Below are 20,099 nucleotides of genomic sequence, written 5' to 3'. Positions count from 1 at the left end.
AACAACCACCTATCGTTTGTTATATCGATCTAAGGCTGCCTGATGGATACTCAAAAACTCTTCCAGTCCCATACTCTGAGCTTCTTTCAAAAATTTATCATAGGCATCTACCGGCAGGTCTCCCATTATGATTTTTGCAAAATACTCTCCGCGCAGTGTCGACAGCTGGTTTCCAAGCTCGGCTTCCCGCGAAGCTTCATCTTTGGTAAAGGAAATAGGTGGCATAGCCATACTAGTATCCATATTTTCTGTCCAATTCTTGCGAATGTCTCCCGAGTAACTTCCTTTGGCAGCGATCAGCGGGTTGGAATGATGCTCATCCCGGATATCCGGCCAGTTGTGCATCCGGTATTTCCATAAGGTTGTCGATACGGGCTGACCTTCAGGGTCTTTAAAGATATAACTGTTCTCTGGATAATAAGGCATTCCCGTCTCATCAATCAGGTGGACCGTGCCATATTCACCAAAGTTAATCAATTCCCAGCCCTTTTTACTGTAATTAAAATCAAGCCAAGCCATTGCCGCTTCTACATTTTTGCTTTGCGTGGTGATCGCAGCTTCGATACCCGCTCTTTTGAAATTTTTGTACGTGGTTGCGGACTTATCTCCTTTGTTCAGAACCGGGTTCAGTGCGCCCACAAAGTCGATACCGCTTTGCTCTTTCCAATAACTCCACATCGTATCCGGAGAGTCCATCATCATCGCGGTATCTCCCGAAATTGCGCTCGCCATTCTCTGGTTAAAGTCTGCCGTTGCCCAGTCCGGGTTCAGTAATCCTTCTTTGTTCCATTGCTGCATGGTGGTCAAATATTCCTTAGCTTTCGGCTGTGCTGGCCCCCAGGCCACTTTGCCATTCTCATCAAGGAACGTCCAATCCCATACTCCATATGCGCCATTTATGATGCCGGTAAAAATCTGGCCGTAAGTAGAGCCGTAATTAAGCGGTGCTTTGTATCCGACTTCCTTTGCTTTTGTCAGGAAGGTATGCCATTCATCAATCGTATTTGGAACTTCAAGCCCTGTTTTGTCCAGCGCTTCCTGCTTAATCAATGTTCCAAACCAAGTCCACTCTGAATATGGGGCGATGCCATAGAAGCCGAGCAGCTTGCCGTCATCTGTGACCGTGGTTTTTCTTCTTGATTCATCCGAATTGCGCCACTTCGTATAGTTCGGAGCATTTTTCTCCATCAGATCTGTCAGATCGATATAAGCGCCGTCATTTACGCCCGCTTCAAAACCTCCCGGATAACGTCCCGGCTCAATGATAATGTCAGGCAGTTCACCGGAGGAGATCATCAGCGTGAAGGCATCCGCTTCCTGGCCGATTGGCGGCGTGATGAAGTTTACTTTGATTCCCGTTAATTGCTCCACCTGCTTCTGGACAGCATGATTGTTCATATCCGGAATATTGGAATTCGCAGGCATCCATACATCCAGAACCACATCACCTTTAACAGGATAAGCTGAGTAATCATTTGGAATGACTTCATCGAAGACGTCGCCGAGGTATGTATCATTCAAGGAATGATTAACTTCGTCGATTTGCTCTTGCGTTGGGGCTGTATTGCCGCGTATGTCTGCGCTGATATCTGTAAACTCAACCGGGTCTTTGGCTGTGCTCTCGTTCTCTTTGTTGTTGGAGACACCCTTATCAACCCCATTGTTTGCACTGTTGCCACTACATGCTGTTACAGTCGAAATGATCAGTATTAACACAAATAAAAGACTAAAATAACGCTTTGCATTGTTCTTCATACTTAACCTCCCACTATAAAATATTTGCCACAACGCCTTAAGCAAATCCAAAGCTTGGAACCACGCTCCTTTTTGACCTGTAGATAACTCCCCTTGATTAATACAGTTTTTCTGTATCTCAGATCGAATTATAAGCATCCAAAATTCATATGTCAACGCTTTCATACAATAATTTTGTAATCTTATGAACTTTTCTCAAACAAATATATGGCTATGCCAACTACAAACCTATTAAAAAAGCATACTAACCATCCTGTATTTTGGCGAAAAACCCCTTATAAAGCAGGCGTTTTTCGTCAATTATTATCGACAGCGAATAAAAATATCTGCATTACGTGAAAAGGCCATTCATTACAGTTTTTCTGTAATTAATGGCCTTTTCAGTCTTGATTTCCTGTTTTATTCTTATTCTCCCGACGGAACGGTCTGAGCAAGCGTATCCCTACAAGGAACCCCAAAATCTGGTGTCCCATCCACCTTCCACCCAAATTTCTGGATACGGGTCGCGCGCAAAGACACATCCGCTCCAGCGGAAGGAAGCGCATGATAGACTATCCAATCTTCCTTGCCATCAGGAGAATGTGTGAAGCTATTGTGCCCCGTGGCAAAAATCCCGTTCTCTACACTTTTGCAAAATACAGGCGACATTGATTTTTCCCATGACAGCGGTTGCAAAGGATCTGCCGCTTCGCTCATGGTGAGCATCCCTAGTGCATAATCCTCAGACCAAGTCGTACTTGCCGAATAAACCATGAAAATACGATTGTTTCGCTGCAAAATTACCGGACCTTCGTTAATCGCCATTCCACCTTGCTTCTCCCATGACAGAGTTGGAGCGGTAAGCAAGTGATGCTCCCCTTCCAAGGTCCAAGGATTACTCATTCGCATAATGTAAATAGCTGACCCATAATCAGGAAAATGACCATATCCCGCATACAGAAAATACAGCTGATCCCGCAAAGACATTACTGTTCCATCCAACCCTGGGACAGGTGTCTGCAAAGCCCCTCTCCATACCCACTGTCCTTCCAGCGGGTTCGCTGCTTCATTCTCCAGCACACAAATCCGCCGTGAATCGTCGCCTCCTCCGTCATTCGCAGTGTAGTAAATGTACCATCTGTTGTCCAAATGATGAATTTCCGGCGCCCACAGATTGTAACTGTAGCTGCCCCCCGGTTCGGGAGACCAGATCACTTTCTTGTCGCCCTCCGCAAGGCCGGTCAAGGTTCTAGATCTCGTCAGCTCCAGACATTTAGCTTTTGTGGCCATAAAGTAATAATAGCCATCGGTATGTTTGAATACCCATGGGTCTCCTGAGCTTGCTACAATTGGATTTAAAAAAGTTGTACGCTGTGACATTCCCTTTCCCTCCTTAGCTTTTCATCCCCGTAAAACGATCCACCGCGGCGATAATAATAGACAAATCCCGATTTTCCAGCACCTCCCATAAAATAATAACTCCCATCATACTCAGCTCTCCTAAAGTTGTCTAGAGTGGTAAATAGATACATCCGAACCCTGTTCCATTTTCCAAATAAAGCACTTTCCTTTCGAAAATGAGCTTTTCCTCCACTTCCCACGCTTTGCGTCAATCGACAAACTTCACATTGTCCGGTAGAAAAAACGTGCTCTTTGTGATAGACTCACTAATAACAATGACTTCTCCGTTCATTTTAGGCGGTAACTGTTTATACCAAAACAGCGGCTTTTTTTATAGAAACGGCATCGCTTTTCTTATTGAGGAAGCAGGTCCCCGTTCTTTCTATAAACCGTATATACGCAGGTCTTTGGAGTTCATTGCGTTAATGCGACACTATATTTGATTGAAATTCATTTAGGGGGGAATGTCATTATGGCAGCCAAGAAAATGCGTTCAGACATGATTAAAAAAGGCTTTGACCGTGCTCCACACCGTAGTCTCCTGAGAGCAGCCGGAGTAAAAGAAGAAGATTTCGGAAAGCCGTTTATTGCGGTCTGCAATTCCTATATTGATATTGTTCCAGGGCATGTGCATTTGCAAGAGTTCGGTAAAATCGTTAAGGAAGCGATTCGCGAAGCTGGTGGCGTTCCTTTTGAATTCAATACGATCGGCGTAGATGACGGGATTGCTATGGGACATATCGGCATGCGTTATTCACTGCCAAGCCGCGAGATCATCGCTGACGCCTTGGAAACTGTAGTTTCCGCGCATTGGTTCGATGGCATGGTCTGCATCCCTAACTGTGATAAAATTACACCGGGCATGATGATGGGCGCTCTGCGTGTTAACATCCCAACCATGTTCGTAAGCGGCGGCCCAATGAAAGCCGGCGTAGATAGTAAAGGTAAAAAGCTCTCTCTGACCTCGGTATTTGAAGGCGTTGGTGCTCACCAAGTCGGCAAAATCAACGATGCAGAGCTGCTTGAATTAGAACAATTTGGTTGTCCTACCTGTGGATCTTGTTCCGGAATGTTCACTGCCAACTCCATGAACTGCCTTGCAGAAGCACTTGGACTGGCATTGCCAGGTAACGGTACGATTCTGGCTGTTGCTGATGAGCGTAGAGAATTTGTTCGCAAATCCGCAACACAACTGATGGAATTGATTAAGCTGGATCTTAAACCAAGAGATATCGTAACTAAAGAATCCCTTGATAACGCATTTGCACTGGATATGGCAATGGGTGGTTCTACTAACACAGTGCTGCACACCCTTGCATTAGCTCAAGAAGCAGGTATCGATTATCCGCTTGAACGCATTAACGAAGTTGCAAACCGTGTTCCCTATCTGGCTAAGCTGGCTCCAGCTTCTGATATCTTTATCGAAGATGTGGACCGTGCGGGCGGCGTTAGTGCTGTATTGAATGAACTGCTGAAGAAACCAGGTGCTCTGTTCGGGGAATGTATGACCGTTACCGGCAAAACATTAGCTGAGAACGTAATCGGACACGAGATCCAAGATACTTCCGTAATTCATACTATCGACAACCCTTACTCCGAAAGAGGCGGTCTTGCCGTACTTTACGGAAACTTGGCTCCAGAGGGTTCTATCATCAAGGTTGGTGCAGTTGATGCTTCAGTAGGTGGATATCATAAAGGTCCTGCGATCTGCTTTGATTCCCAAGAAGCTGCACTGGAAGGTATCGCGAACGGTAAAGTTAAAGAAGGCCATGTAGTCGTTATCCGCTATGAAGGTCCTAAGGGCGGACCAGGAATGCCGGAAATGCTGGCGCCTACTTCACAAATCGTGGGTATGGGGCTAGGTGCTAAGGTCGGTCTGATTACAGACGGTCGTTTCTCGGGGGCTTCCCGCGGAATCAGTATCGGTCATATCTCTCCAGAGGCAGCTGAAGGCGGTCCGATCGCTTTTGTTGAGGATGGAGACATCATTGAGCTGGATCTCAACAACCGGAAGATTGAATTGCTGGTTGAAGAAGAAGTATTAGCAGTTCGTCGTACGGGTTGGAAAGAATTCGAACCTAAAGTTAAAACTGGTTACCTGGCTCGTTACTCCAAAATGGTAACCAATGCAAGTAACGGCGCAGTGCTGAAGATCTAATCCCTTTAGCAAAAAAGAATATTAAAACAAGCAAGAGCAGTCCCACCTTAGTATTTCTACTGGCGGGCTGCTCTTTTTTTAATTATCCCAATAAAAAAATGTTCCACAACCATCGCTGGATTGTAGAACATCTCTTTACATGTCCACTGTAAAATATTTATCAATAAGATCATGAATCAATTGGTTACTGTCGCACCTGGCATTTCTACATCCGCAACCGAATCATTAAGTGACAACGATTCTTCCTGTTGCGATTTGCGTTTTTTTGCAGTTTTCGGATGATGAGGCAGCTGTTGATTCATCTTTTTGAGCAGCTCTGAGACAGGCATCAGGATAAGCTTCGGCACAAGGACCTCGCTCCGTTCTTTAAGCCTTGCCCCACCTGCTGGATGAATCACACTTAACAGGATTCTTAAGTAAAATTTGGAGGAACGTGCGAATAAGCCATCCGGCAAATCACGTACGGTAAAGCCGAATTTCTCCGGTCCCCGGTTAATCATGCTGACTCCGTAAAGCGCTTTGGCTTCTGCAAGATCCACATCTTTGGCAATGATCTCAGCAAGAATGGGCAGATCCTTTTCCATTCTGCGGATCATTCGAATCGCTAGTTGAGCGGAAGAACGTGAATGAATTCCTAATTCGAACAACTGTTTATTATCGATGTGCAGCTCAATGACTTTGTCGCCTTTACGCAGCAGCTCTCCACCCTCGAGTTCAACCGGTTCGCCCTGATATTTCCGCATCCGATAATGCAGGAAAGGATCTGACGGAGTAATCGTTTGGAGATGAAAGAGAGCTTGAAATACCTGTTCCCAAGCTAACCAAAGTCCTACAAGCACCCGTTTACCAAAAGATAAGCGCCGGATAGGTGACGTCTCAGCCATCTTAATCATCTCATCAATCCGAATGCTGCGGAGTCCCCGTTTACAGGCTTCCTCCAGAGTCTGCTCAAGAGCCACAAGCATATTCCCTGGAGCATCCGCATCTGCACCCAGCGTTGTGCCGCTATCATGCAACAACATCACTTCCCCGGGATTTAGACGGGCCAGCATCTTCTCAGTGAGTTTTTCGGCGCCGAGCTTCTCACGCCAATCGCCAAACATTGCCGACCAAAGCACAATTTCAACTTGGCGTCGTTTGGAAATATCAAATAAATTGACAATACCCCAAGGTGGACGGTAATACGTACTGCGTTCGCCAATAATATTATAGATAATATCATTCGTACGTTGAATCTGCCGGCGGACGGTTGCTGGCCGCATGAGCCAGTTCGTCTTGTGAACATAATTATGAATTCCGATGAGATGTCCCTCATCATGGATACGCTGAATAAGATCAGGATAACGTTCAGCATTAGAGCCGACTACAAAAAAGGTTGCTTTTGCATCATACCTCTTCAGTAATTCCAGCAGTAATGGTGTAAATCGAGGATCAGGTCCATCATCGAAGGTCAGTGCGAATTCATTTCGCCCAGTTCCTTTACGAAAGACACGGTAACCAAAAATCCGGCTGATCATACCAGGGATAAAAGCATAAAATGATGAGATGTAAAATAACCAGAGCAGCAAAGTCTGCATATTAATTCCCCGCTTTTCCAGAGTTGACTTTGGCTCGCCTAATGTCTGCAAGCAGAACCCGTGAAACGGCCAAGTGAAGTAGAATAAAAAAACGTTACCCCCTATTTTAACACATGTATCAAAGAAATAGACGCTTTTAAAGTAAAATCATGTACAATGTAATCAACCTGGCGTATCCACTTATAAAAAAAGGGAGTTGTTTATATCTATGCTGCCGTTATACAAAAAATATTGGCGCACATTTTTTGACATCGGATTAATTGTCCTCACGGTTTATCTAATTATGTTCTCCTTTAGTAAGCTGTATCAGTTAGCTGCACCTGTATTCCTGTCTTTTTTTGTATTTTTGCTTATCGAACCCTTGGCCCGCTTCTTGAACCGCCGTGGTCTTGGTAAACCTTTTGCCTCCGCCATTTCAGTGTTGCTCTTTCTGATTGTGCTGTTAGGTACATTATTTGGTGCCGGTCTACTGATTACGATCCAGGCCCTTCACTTCCAAGAGAACCTCCCTAAATATACATATGTGGTGCAGCAGCATTTTGTGGAGACCACGACCTACCTGCAGCAAAAAATAGATAACTTGCCACCCGATATTACGAACAAGGTCAACGGGTACTTTAAAGATGCCACGGATGTTCTAACAGGATGGCTGATTACTTTTCTAAAATACATGGCCGGTATTCTAGGCTCCTTCTCCACCTTCATGGCCAATTTCGGGATAGCCATTATTTTGGCATTTTTTCTTAGCATGGAAATCAAAGATTGGCGTAAAATCGCGCATGACAAAATGCCAAAAACCTTTAAGAACGCCTTCGCCTTTCTGCAAGGCAATGTTTTTAAAGCTATTGGTTCCTATTTAAAAGCACAACTTATTCTGATCAGCATTACATTTGCCATAGTTCTAGTCGGCTTATTTATTTTGCGAACCGGCAACGAAATCACAATGGCATTAGTCTGCGCGGTATTTGATGTTTTGCCGCTTCTTGGCGTGACGACAATTTTAGTCCCTTGGATCATCTATTTGTTCATCGTGGGCAATACTTCACTGGCTATCGGATTAATTATCCTCCTTGCCATTGTACTAATTGTTAGGCAATTGCTTGAGCCGAAGATTACCGGGAATTCGATTGGCGTATCCTCAGCCTTCCTTATGCTGTCGTTCGTCATTCTGTCCACATCTGCTTTCGGTATGGCTGGTCTGATACTGTCGCCGATTCTGCTTATTCTGATAAAAGAACTGATTCAACAAGGGTATCTTCAGAGCTGGATCTATCTCCCGCAAGAGGAATTTATCGTTTCACCCTTTGCAGCTAACGGTCCAGCTTCCAATCAGACCAGCTCTGCGCCACCACCTGAACCTCAAGCTCCAGAGGGAACCGATGATAATAAATCCAATATCTGACCGAACAGCTTAACGGCTAGATGTGAGCTGTCCGGAGCGACGTTCTCCACCGCTACCGACACAGCATATCTGGGATGATCCAGCGGCCCATAGCCGATAAACCATTGATTGTTACGTGGCATACCTTTAACAAGGGTTTGTGCCGTACCTGATTTCCCGGCAACCGGCCATTTCGTGCTCTGCAGACTTGTGCCGGTTCCATCCGTAACTACTTTACGCATCCAGGACAGCAGCTGGCGGGCTGTAGATTCTGAGATCCTCCCGGCAGTTGAAGGGGAAAGATGACCCGGCAGATCCTCTAGCTTTTGCCCATTTGCAAAGGTTACACGCTGGAGTATTCTTGGCGCTCTCACTTCCCCGCCATGCAGTAACGTCACCACCAGGTTCGCTGCCTGAAGTGGGGTCACTTGCACATCTCGCTGCCCAATGGCCGTCTGCACTCTGGCGCCTGGATCATCCGGCAGCAAAGAAGTAAAGATCGTCCCCTTCTGCTCACCGGACAGTGGCTTAAGAACTGGAAAACCAAGTGTATTCTCCGCTTGCCAGCTAATATCTCTTCCAAGCCCCAGCGCGAGTGCTGTCGCTTGAAGCTGCGCCCCACTCAAACGTTCTGCCAGCGCAGCAAATACAGTATTACAGGACACGGCGAACCCTTGCGCCAGCGTGAGGGGACCGTGTCCTTTTCCTTTTAGACAAGACAATCCATATTTCTCATATTGCCCTGAACAATAGAAAAGCTCATCCGCTGAGGTGACCCCGGCTTCTAGTGCTGCTGCTGCTGTGACGATTTTGAAAATTGATCCAGGTACGGCAGCCTGCAACGCCCGGTTATTCCACTCTCCCCCTTCAGGGGATATCTTCTCTGGGTCGTAAAAAGGTAAAGATACCATGGCTTCAATATCTCCCGTTCCGGTGTCTAACACCACCACGGCTCCTTCCTTCATTCCAGCTTTAACAGCTAACTCCTCTATTTGTTCCTGAAGCTTTTTATCAATCGTTGTATATAAAGACAGCGGATAATACGGATTGCCCGGGGCTCGTACTTGAATGGGACTGCCCGGGACACGTTGCCCGCGCGCATCAACCTGAGCGTATGCCTCAGTATGCCCTACACCTCGAAGCAACGGCTCCAGGGTCTTTTCTAACCCGTCCGTTCCTGTCATCGGAATTCTCAGCCCCGATGGGGAAGCCTTCCCACCAGTGTTTGGTACCTCTTCCGATAAATATCCAAGCCACTGCCGACCAGTTGCTTTCCCATCATATCTGCGAGCAAAAGGAAGCACGCCTACGCCGTCGATCCCCAATGCACTCACTTCTTCTGCTTGTGCGGATGTAAGTGCGAGCGGTCCTTTTCCCACTGAGGATGGCCAAAGCAATGGTTCTTTAAGGGAAGAGCGCTTGTTTAGCAATTGCTCATAACTCACTCCAAGGATAGCTGCCAACCGGTGCATGGACTCAGCTTCCTCGTATACGACCTGCGTCACGGTATTCCTAGCCTTCGCCTCTTGAGGAAAAAACGCAGCCGTCCAAATGGTTTCCCCGGCAAGGGGTTCACTCTTTCGGTCATACAGACGCCCCCGCCCAGAGTCCAATACAGTTTCCCGTTCGCTTTGAATTTCTGCCATCTTTGCAAGTGTATATTTCGTTCCAGGGACCGTCTGTTCCTTCATAAACAGTTGAATCCACGCCAGCCTAAGGACCAACACGGCTACAACTGAACATAAAATAATCAGTCCGCCGAGTATACGTCTGTGGACATTATTGTGCAATCCCATTCCTCCTGACTGACGTTCATAGCCTTTATTATGTCCCACCCGCTGGATTATTTACACTCATGCTTAGTTAGCTAATTTATAGCCTTTTGAATAGCACAAAGACCAGTCCCAAATAATTGGAGACTGGTCTTTGTTTTAAAATTATTTACTTAGGTTATGCAAAGTTACAAATTAAACTTGGACAGTTTTTCTTGCAACTGCCGGGACGCATGCTCAAGCTGCTCAGACAGCTCTACTAAATGATCACTCACACTTTGTTGCTCCCCGCTAAGCGAAGCCACTTCTTGAGAAGCTGCTGATGATTCTTCTGCAATGGAGCTGATATTGCCCATCGAATTTGACAGCACCTTCTGGGATTGGCTCAAGCTATCCATCGATAAAGCAACAGATTCCAAGCGTGTAATAAAATGACGCATCTGATCCTGTACAGATACGAAGATATCGCTAGTGCTCTCCACTGAAGTAACCTGCTGATTAAAAAGAGGGGCTACTTCCGAGAGAACACCTACGGTCTCGTTCATATCCTTCATAATGGTGTCTGTTATATTAGCCACCACAGCAATGGATTCTTTGGACTGATCTGCAAGCTGGCGTATTTCATCGGCCACTACCATAAATCCCCGGCCGGACTCCCCTGCCCTTGCCGCTTCTATCGTTGCATTTAGAGACAAAATATTCGTCTGCTGTGTAATATTCTGCATAACATCAAGCACCTTCATTACTGATGATGTGGTGTCTTGCAGTTCATTCACTTTCAACACGAGCTTATTCGTCATGTCACCCGTCTTATTGGTTTTACCAAGCAGCTCTTTTAACTCATTAAAACCTTCTTCACTAAGCACGCCGATATTATGTGCGGTATGATCCATCTCATGCGTAGCTGAGTTCACTTTGTTCATTTGCACCGAAATTTGCCCCGTAAGCTCGTTACCCTGGTCCGCCTCCAAAGCTAGGCTGCCTGAACCTCCGGCAATTTCTTCTGTCGCTGCGGCAATCTCTTTGGCTGCCATCGCTGTCTTACGCGATACTCTACTAAGTTCATCGGCAGTTTCCATTACCTTCCTCGCGGTTTCATTGGTATGGATTACCAGTTCTGTGATCCGTTCCATCATCCTATTAAAGGAACCCGATAACTGACCAATTTCATCTCGTGAGGTAATATCCGTACGTACTCCAAGATTTCCATCTGCCCCTTGAGACATTAGATCCTTAAGTCGGGTCAAGGGCTTAGATACCATTCTGTACATCCAGTAACCAATTAGAATGGCGACAATAGCAGCCACCGCAACAATAATATATGTAGTTTTTAGAATACGAAGTGCGTCTTTCGTAAGATTCTCAGCCGGAACAACACCAAGCAATCTCCAGCTGGAGCTTTCCATCGTCCCGTACACAGCCAGAATGGATTTTCCTTTCTCATCCTTCGTTGGCAATGATCCAGCCTCATGCTCCAAACCATGAAGAAGAGTCCCTCCCAGACTGAGATAAGTATCTGTTCCCACTTGCTGGGACGATGCGATCAATTCATCCTTATCCGTCAGCAATTGCATGTAAGAGCTGGGTCCGAGATCAATTTTACGAAGCTGATTTTCTAATTCACTAATTCTAATATCACAGATAATTATGTATCCCGGGCTTTGTGTATCCCCAGCTATCGATTGTGCCAAATGAAACATACCCGAAGTATTTCCGGCTTGCCCCTGTTCTGTTCGGGGAATCCACAATGTTTGTGGTTGCTCCTCAAGCTGCTTGAACCATGAGGACTCTCTGAATTCTTTGATAAAAGCGCTGTCTTTTGATCCCGCTGACGAAGTAGGGACTTCCTGATTCATCGGGATGAGGTATACAGCTTCTACCCCCTTTGATGCGGTCAGCCAGGCATTTAGCTCGGCGCTAATCTGGTTGGACTGCAAATTACGTTCCTCATTACTTGTAGTGGGATTATTCCCTTGTTTGAGTGCATCCTGAATCTCATTGTTGTAAAGAATTCTTCCTAGGCCATCCTCATAACGCAATAATTCAACATCAAACTTCTCTGCAGCTTGGACGACTGTCTGTTGATTGGCTGACAGCGCGTTATTCTCGATCGTTTGCTCAGCTACGGAATAGGAAATGTAGCCAAGTGAGAGAACGAGCACCATTGTTGAGATGAAGAAGATGAGAAAAAGCCGCACCCCAATCGATTTGGCAGGGTGCAGCTGGAAATGCGCCTTTTCTTTTTTTACTTGCGACTTCATCAATTGTTCACCACCGTTGTCTTCAGTTATGCCTGCTGGCTTATCTCTTACAAGGTCATGAACAATTCCAACGCCCGATCGGCAAGATATGGTAAATACTCATGACCGTACTCATAATAAACCATAAGCTCTTTGGACGCTAGTATTTTATTGTATGCGGCAAATTGAGTTGAAGGTGGACAAATCGTATCGGATAACCCGGTAACCCACAGTACTTTAGCCTGTATTCTTTCGGCAAGATTCTGAATATCGATATAACCGAGCCTATTAAAAATCTCATCCTCACGCAAATGATGAGGATCAAAAAAACGGAAATAATAGTTGATCTCCTCATAAGCTGAGGTGGTAATATCCAGCTCCCAAGCACGTTTATAATCTGAAAGGAAGGGATATACAGGCAGGGCTATTTTTATGCGAGGCTCTAATGCTGCACAAGCCACTGTCAGCGCTCCACCTTGAGATAGTCCAAAGGCACCTACACGTTCAGGATCAACTTCATCCATAGACATCAGAACTCTGGCGGTTTGTGCCGTATCCAAAAACACATTGCGATAATAAAGATTATCAGGATTAGGATCATCCATCCCTCGAATAATATGTCCGCGTATCGTAGTCCCTTTTACGGTAAGGTTATCTTCGGAGAGGCCACCCTGGCCGCGACAATCCATCGCCAGGACGCTAATCCCGTGAGCAGCATAAGCCACCTTCTCCATCCAATCCCCGCTGTCACAGGAGTATCCATGGAACATCACTACACCGGGACCTTTTTTATGTACGCTGTTCTTCGGTCTTACATATTTGCAATGGATTCTTGCACCGCCAACTCCGGTAAAATACAAATGAAAACATTCCGCAAGTTCACTGACAAACTCCGCTGGTTCCAGTTCATAATCCAACGGCTGTGCATCCAGATCACGCAATGCCCGCTCCCAAAATTGCTCGAAATCATCCGGTTTTGGACTACTTCCGTTATATTCCTTTAACTGTGACAAATTCATGTCGCTTCCCAAAATATTGTTCCTCCTTAAGTTATGTAACGATATTGTTCGCCTGCTGTTTGTAACCGCGAAGTTCGTTACAGTTACTATGCTAGATAGAAACGGAAAACCCAATATGGGTTTTCCGTTGATGTATGGATAGTTGCGATGGGATAGTTGCGATGGCAAAGTTGCGATGGAGTGGGATGCAATAGTTGCGTTTTCTGCGACTGGATAGTTTAGTCGCAGCTCCGAGGCTGGATAGTTGCACTTTGTGCAGCTATTACAGTTGAATATGTGTGTTTCCCCTCCTAGTTGCACTTTGTACAACTAAAAAACGGTAAAAGGAGCTTTTGGTGGTTACTTCGCTGATATAGTTGCACGAAGTGCAATTATATCGCTTAGCACCTTAGGTATAGTTAGTTTAAGTGCACATAGTGCAACTATTTACGTCAGAGCCATAGAGTGACCAAGCCATAGAGTAACTAAGCAACAGAGTAGCAGAAAAGCCAACAGAGCCACATTCACCACTCACTCGCTGCTTGCCTATTACCTCCACAACTAATCATATTCCACGTACCACTACCTTCTTATTACCTCTACAACCACTCACATTCCACTTGCACGCTACCTTCCTATTGCCGTCACAACACCCACTCACATTCCACGTACCTACTACCTTCTTATTACCTCTACAACCACTCACATTCCACTTATCCGCTATCTTCTTATTGCCTTCACAACACCCACTCACATTCCACGTACCTACTACCTTCTTATTACCTCTACAACCACTCACATTCCACTTATCCGCTATCTTCTTATTGCCTTCACAACACCCACATTTCCATTTTGCCTATTAACTTCTTTATAATCGGCACAGTAACAGTTTGCGACTGGATAGTTGCACTTTGTGCAGCTATTACAGCTGAAATATATTTGTTTCTAATCTTAGTTGCACTTTGTACAACTAAAAAACGGCAAAAGGATCTTTTGGTGGTTACTTCGCTGATATAGTTGCACGAAGTGCAACTATATCGCCTAGTGACCAAAGAAATGTTAGTTTAAATGCACAAAGTGCAACTATTTACGTCAGAGCCATAGAGTGACCAAACCACAGAGTGACTAAACAACAGAGTGATCAGAATCGCCAACAGAGCCGAATTTCCCCCTCACCTGCTACTTATCTATTACAGGCGATAATGTGTCGTTCTGTTGTACATTCTGCAACAGAACACGGAGGTCGCACAAGGCAACCTCCGCACTGAGCACACCCAACAACATTCAACACACCAAACCCAACACACTTCTTTCGAACTCTACGCTACGCAATTCTCCGGAACTCTAGCAAGCTCACTGAAAATATAGGTTATTAAGTCCAATTAGATTTTGCCTAAACCTGCATCATCGCCAACCTCTTCATGGGTTTCGATAACATAGTTGACGATTTCATCAACCGTTGTATAAGCAACGCCTACATAAGTATCAGCCGCGCCATAATAGATGGCGATACGGCCGGTTTCTGCATCATGCAGAGTAGCACATGGGAACAGGACGTTATTCACAAAACCTCTTTCCTCGTACCATTCTTCTGGCGTTAATACAAAGTTCTTCGAGCGATATTTTACTTTCGAGGGCTCATTGATGTCCAAAATAACCGCTCCCATACTATACACAAGACCATTGCACGTTCCAGTTACGCCATGGTAGAACATCAACCAGCCTTCAGTAGTTTCAATCGGCGCTGGTCCGCCACCAATTTTGACACTTTGCCACCAGCCTTGACCACCCTTGGTCATTACATGGCGGTGTTTTCCCCAATATACGAAGTCAGGGCTCTCACTAAGGAATACATCACCAAATGGCGTATGGCCACTGTCACTTGGACGGGACAACATCACGAAGTTGTTGTTGATTTTTCTAGGGAACAGTACGCCGTTCCGGTTGAATGGCAGGAATGGGTTTTCCAAGCTGATAAATGTTTTGAAATCTTGTGTTTTTGCTACCCCAATAGCTGCTCCGTAGAAATCTGTACACCAGATAATATAAAATGTATCTTCAACCTTCACCAGACGCGGATCGTAAGCATAACGCGGCTGATAAGGATTACCTTCTTCATCTATAAATCGGATCGGCTCATCATCGATTTTCCAATCCAAACCATCCACACTATGTCCCATACGCAGATGCGGACGAGTAGTGTTATCTTCTACACGAAATACACCAATAAAACTGCCTTCATACGCAGCAACCGCACTATTGAAAATACGGGCTACACCTTTTGCAGGATTTCTTTTGATAACCGGGTTATCATTATGTCTCCAAATCGGATTCTCGTAGCCAGCAGGCTTTTCTTGCCAAGGCATGTTCGGGATGTTAATTGCACTTGCTCCAACCAATTTTACTTCACTCATTAGTTTTCCCTCCAAATGTATGCAACTTTTCAGTATGCTATTTTATCTTGTACTGTTATTAAATTTACTGTTGAGCTCACTTTACAGAACCTTGTGAAAAACCATTATAGATATATTTTTGCAAGGCGGTAAACACAACCAATGTCGGTATAATTGCGATCATAATCGCCGCACATATTACTTCCCACTGCGATCCATATGGACCTTTAAACTTGAAGAGTGCTGTGGAGATCGTTTGCAGATCTGTTTTCGGCATATAAAGGAAAGGGGTGTAAAAATCGTTATAAATATTAACACCCTTCACGATCACTACAGTAACAATAGCCGGCTTCAACAGTGGCAAAATAATTCTCCAATAAATCGTCCAATAAGAAGCTCCGTCCAGCATCGCGGATTCATCCAGTGACTCGGAGATCGAATCCAAAAACTGCATGAAGATATAAACAGCGATAATATCCGTGCCCAAGTACATAACGATTGGTGCCCATCTGGTATTAAATAATCCCAAGTGATTGATGATTTGGAAAGTAGCCACTTGTGTAGTTACACCTGGAATCAGGGTGGCAATCAGGAACATACTAATTAGGATCTTACTGCCTTTAAATTTGAAGCGCGATAAAATATAAGCCATCATCGAACCCGTCAACGTAGCACCCGCAATAGAAATCACAACGATAATGACAGTATTTTTAAAACCGAGCAGCATTTTTCCGTCTACAAAAGCCTTAGTGTAGTTGGAGAAATTCAACCAATTCTCTGGTAGCGTTAACGGTCCGGTAGAAGCATATTCGGCTCCGGTTTTTAATGAAGCGAAAAACACGACCACGATAGGTATCAAAGCTACAAGTGCTCCCAAAATCAAGGTGAGATATTTGAATATACTAGCAGTGGTATATTTTACAGAATGCATAGTTTATTTCTCCTCCTTGATCAGAACGCGCTGCAAAATAGTAACTATGATAACAATACCCAGCAATACCACGGCCATCGCCGATGCCAAACCAACCTTGCTGTATTTGAAAGCTACATCGACCGTCTGAATTACGAATGTACTACTTCCGTTAGATCCGCCTGTCATGACGTATGGAATTTCGAATACCCCAATGGCGCCACTAACCGCAAGAATCAAGTTCAATTGCAGAATACGTTTAATACTTGGCAAAATAATATGCATAAACTGATGCCATCTGTTTGCACCGTCAATTTCAGCGGCCTCATAGATATCCTTACCAATAGAAGAAATAGCTCCGAGGAAAATCAGGAAGTTCATTCCCATGTATCTCCACAGTGACGCACCTGCGAGCGAGAAGTTGATCAAGTTAGGATTCAGAAGCCATTTCTGCTGCAGACTGCCAAGCCCAATCAGATTAAGAATCGTATCTAACGTTCCATCTGGTTTGAAAAAGAACAGGAAGATAAAACCGATTGCTACACCGTTTAGCAAGGTTGGGAAGAACAAAATCCCTTTAAACAAGTTTTTCATGCGAACACTAAAGCTCAAGATGGTTGCAAAATACAAGGCAAGTGCCATCTGAATAAAGGTGGTAAAGAAATAATACAAGCTGACCTTAAACACAGAAAAATACTCAGGTTTCGTAAAAATGGTCTTGTAGTTTTCTAAACCGACATATTCCATATTTTTGCTCAATCCATTCCAACTGGTGAAGCTGTACCGAAACATACTGATGACTGGATAATAAGCGAATGTGAGCAGCAACAATATCGGCACTAATGAGAATAAGATGATGATAGCGATTCTTTGATTTTTATAGCTCAAATTTGAAAACTTAAACACCCGATACACCTCCAGAAAAAGCATCCTCATTTATTTAAGACTCGTTTAAATGTGAAGGGGGAAATGCTTGTTAGCATATCCCCTCCCACATTCACTACCGCCTATAGCATCTAAGAAGCTTATAGTTGTTACTGTGCTGTGACTTTAGCGCGAGCGGCTTTCCACTTGTCGTTCAGGTCTTTCATGATGTCATCATAGGATTCTTTTCTGTTGCCAATCGCTGCTTCAATAATCCGTTTCTTGAAGTCTGGCTGCCAAGCACCGATCTCAGCTTGTTTGTCGATTTCATCAGACCAGCCTTCTTCGCCAGCTTTAGCAGGAGCAAGAGTATCAAAGGTTACATCTGTACCTTCATATTGTTTCAGGATTTCTGGAAGCTCTGCACCGATAGCCGGGCTCATACCGCCGCCTTCAGTTGTAGGATAGTTAGATTCGTTGATGAACCAATCCACCCAAGCTCTAGCAGCTTCTTTGTTTTTACTGTGCACGCTGACACCCAGATTGTAGTCCCCAGCAAGCGGCACAAGGATTTTATCCGCATTGGTTGGGAAAGGCATAAATCCAACATCGTCTGGATTTGTAGCCAGGCCTTTGATTTGGCCAATTGCCCAAGATCCAAGCACCATAGTCCCAATTTTTCCGTTGGCCAGATCAGCTTTGGAAGATTCCCAGTCTGTTGTAGTTGGATCTTCTTCAATCAAACCTTTTTGTGCTGCATCGTACAGAATTTTGTACAATTCATAGTGTGGTTGACCCGCTACATAGTTGTCGTCGCTAGCCACTTGAGCAATGTTCACATAATCACGGTCACCAGCTACTGTAGCCAGATCCGCTTCCCATTGTGTCAATGTCCAGCCTGCTGCGTAATTTGTGTAAAGAGGAACAGCTTGTGTTTTGTCTTTAATAGTCTGCAGAGCAGTCAAGAATTGTTCAGGGGTTTTGGGAACCTCTGTAATTCCGGCATCTTTGAAGACTTGTTTGTTATAGATAATCCCGTTAAAGTTGATAGTCATCGGAATACCATAGGCAACTCCGTCTACTGCACGTTCTTCCAACCCTGTGTATTGTTTGCTCATTTCTTCAAGCTTGCCAAGGGGTTCGAAGAAATCAGGAATATCTTTTACAGCTATGCTAGTAGGTAACAAAAGAACGTCGCCATAATCACTAGTGCTCATACGAATTTTAATTTGATCTTCGTAAGTAGCGAGCGCTTCAAAGTTCACCTTTACATCAGGATATTTCTCATTAAATTTAGCTGCATACTCTTTGAATACGGTATCAACAATATCTGTTCTTTGCGTTATGACTGTGATATCCCCTTTGATATCCTTGGCTGCTGTGCCATCAGCTGGAGCAGTTGCCTCTGCTGAAGAACCATTGTTCCCTGTGTTTTTAGCAGCTTCATTGTTAGTGTTGTTGTTTGAGGAACAACCGCTAAACAATCCCGCCACAAGTGTTAGTGCCATCAAGCCCATCATTGTTTTGCCTTTTTTCATGCTGTTACGACCCCTCTCTTCAATTCAACTCTAGTTTTAGGTAAATAACAAAATAATAACTTTTATCATCACTCATAACTTGAAAGAGTAGCCATTAATGCCGGATTATCTGAATTACTCTTGAAAACAAGTGATGATATCGCTTACAAACCCATTATAAATCTATTTTTGACGCAAAACGATGGTTTCAATTGCTTTTTCTGGTCTTATATTTGTTATTTTTGTTTTACTTATAATAATTTTGTTATCTAATTTATAAAAACATCCATAAAAAAAGAGAGCTTTTCGCCCTCCTAATAAATAACTTCCTATATATGCCTAAAACTCACGTTCAATTTTCGGGAATTTACAGCCGCTTTTATAATCCTTAGGTGTCATACCACACATTTTCTTGAACAATTTATTAAAATATACCGGATCGCTATAACCCACCTTCTCGGCAATTTCATAATTTTTCAGGTCAGGATGCTCCATTAACAGTTCCTTTGCTTTAGAAATTCTAATCCGAATCAGATAGTCTGTGATCGTCTGCCCCGTCTTTAATTTGAACAAACGGCTGAGATAACTCGCATTCATGCCCACCATCTCCGCTAGGCGTTCAAGCTCGAAGTTCTGATCATACTCTCTCTCCAGAATACTTTTTGTCTGCTCAACTACATAATGTTCTCCACCATCCGCAGCTTGTGAGAAAATCTCCTCATGCTCCGTCACGGTCTTTTTCTTTACATCCTCTACTCTCTTAAGCAGTTCATATAGCTGAGTCTTATCAATCGGTTTAAGCAAATAATCCATCACCCCATGACGGATCGCTCGACGGGCATATTCAAATTCACTAAAACCGCTAAGGACAGCAATAGGGATATCCTCCATATGGTCTCTAGCCTGTTCAATCAGCTTAAAACCATCCATTCTAGGCATTTTAATATCTGTAATAAGCAGATCTATATCCTCCCGGGATAACTTTTCTAAATGTTCCCAGGCTTCCAACCCGTTGCCGTAAGATCCAATTACATGTACGTCTATTTCCATTCTGGATGTGATTTTTTCGAGCCCCCTGCGAATGACTTCCTCGTCGTCCGCAATCATAACATTTATCATTTGAGTAATTCCCTCCAGTTGTATCCGCCAGTTAT

Annotated in this window: 13 protein-coding genes; 2 read left to right on the top strand and 11 right to left on the bottom strand. The window is 44.4% G+C overall.

All coding sequences use genetic code 11. The features are described 5' to 3' along the window. Nucleotides 1–9: 9 nt before the first annotated feature. Both MHI51_RS08220 and MHI51_RS08215 read right to left on the bottom strand, forming a co-directional pair. Nucleotides 10–1,755: an extracellular solute-binding protein gene (locus MHI51_RS08220; protein WP_076277078.1), complete on the bottom strand. Its 1,746-nt coding sequence runs from the start codon at nt 1,753–1,755 to the stop codon at nt 10–12. 405 nt (nt 1,756–2,160) lie between these two features. Further along, complete coding sequence (locus MHI51_RS08215) at nt 2,161–3,114, bottom strand: family 43 glycosylhydrolase (RefSeq protein ID WP_076184706.1); 954 nt, start codon at nt 3,112–3,114, stop codon at nt 2,161–2,163. A gap of 493 nt (nt 3,115–3,607) precedes the next feature. On the opposite strand from MHI51_RS08215, the gene ilvD reads away from it, so the two are divergent. Then, nucleotides 3,608–5,293 carry a dihydroxy-acid dehydratase gene (ilvD, locus tag MHI51_RS08210; RefSeq protein ID WP_076134060.1) on the top strand — a complete coding sequence of 562 codons (1,686 nt, stop codon included), beginning with the start codon at nt 3,608–3,610 and terminating at the stop codon, nt 5,291–5,293. 176 nt (nt 5,294–5,469) lie between these two features. On the opposite strand, the gene MHI51_RS08205 is transcribed toward ilvD, so the two are convergent. Then, entirely contained in the window at nt 5,470–6,870 is a 1,401-nt protein-coding gene (locus MHI51_RS08205) for a polysaccharide deacetylase family protein (protein WP_405173756.1), read from the bottom strand. A 208-nt stretch (nt 6,871–7,078) separates the two neighbouring features. On the opposite strand from MHI51_RS08205, the gene MHI51_RS08200 reads away from it, so the two are divergent. Then, entirely contained in the window at nt 7,079–8,272 is a 1,194-nt protein-coding gene (locus MHI51_RS08200; protein ID WP_076184708.1) for an AI-2E family transporter, read from the top strand. Here the strand turns inward: MHI51_RS08200 and MHI51_RS08195 are convergent. The 8 genes from MHI51_RS08195 to MHI51_RS08160 form a co-directional block, all read right to left on the bottom strand. Then, nucleotides 8,230–10,041: a peptidoglycan D,D-transpeptidase FtsI family protein gene (locus tag MHI51_RS08195; RefSeq protein ID WP_370511618.1), complete on the bottom strand. Its 1,812-nt coding sequence runs from the start codon at nt 10,039–10,041 to the stop codon at nt 8,230–8,232. The genes MHI51_RS08200 and MHI51_RS08195 overlap by 43 nt on opposite strands. Before the next feature lie 170 nt (nt 10,042–10,211). Next, nucleotides 10,212–12,284 (bottom strand): methyl-accepting chemotaxis protein, encoded by a 2,073-nt coding sequence (locus tag MHI51_RS08190; RefSeq protein ID WP_081387532.1) that lies wholly within the window; start codon nt 12,282–12,284, stop codon nt 10,212–10,214. Nucleotides 12,285–12,331: 47 nt separating this feature from the next. Continuing rightward, complete coding sequence (locus MHI51_RS08185) at nt 12,332–13,294, bottom strand: alpha/beta fold hydrolase (protein ID WP_143761917.1); 963 nt, start codon at nt 13,292–13,294, stop codon at nt 12,332–12,334. A gap of 1,349 nt (nt 13,295–14,643) precedes the next feature. Further along, a complete protein-coding gene (locus tag MHI51_RS08180; protein ID WP_076126323.1) occupies nt 14,644–15,675 on the bottom strand; it encodes a glycoside hydrolase family 130 protein in 1,032 nt (343 codons plus the stop codon). A 76-nt stretch (nt 15,676–15,751) separates the two neighbouring features. Then, a complete protein-coding gene (locus MHI51_RS08175; protein WP_076126321.1) occupies nt 15,752–16,585 on the bottom strand; it encodes a carbohydrate ABC transporter permease in 834 nt (277 codons plus the stop codon). 3 nt (nt 16,586–16,588) lie between these two features. Then, nucleotides 16,589–17,470: a carbohydrate ABC transporter permease gene (locus MHI51_RS08170; protein ID WP_036675555.1), complete on the bottom strand. Its 882-nt coding sequence runs from the start codon at nt 17,468–17,470 to the stop codon at nt 16,589–16,591. A 128-nt stretch (nt 17,471–17,598) separates the two neighbouring features. After that, a complete protein-coding gene (locus tag MHI51_RS08165) occupies nt 17,599–18,966 on the bottom strand; it encodes an ABC transporter substrate-binding protein (protein ID WP_076134055.1) in 1,368 nt (455 codons plus the stop codon). 318 nt (nt 18,967–19,284) lie between these two features. Continuing rightward, nucleotides 19,285–20,064 (bottom strand): response regulator, encoded by a 780-nt coding sequence (locus MHI51_RS08160; RefSeq protein ID WP_076126317.1) that lies wholly within the window; start codon nt 20,062–20,064, stop codon nt 19,285–19,287. Between the last annotated feature and the right edge of the window lie 35 nt (nt 20,065–20,099).

The organism is Paenibacillus sp. FSL H8-0260, assembly GCF_045040625.1.
In the GTDB taxonomy this organism is placed as follows: domain Bacteria; phylum Bacillota; class Bacilli; order Paenibacillales; family Paenibacillaceae; genus Paenibacillus_AQ; species Paenibacillus_AQ odorifer.
Note: the sequence above shows the minus strand (reverse complement) of the source record. Positions and strands in the feature narration are given on the sequence as shown.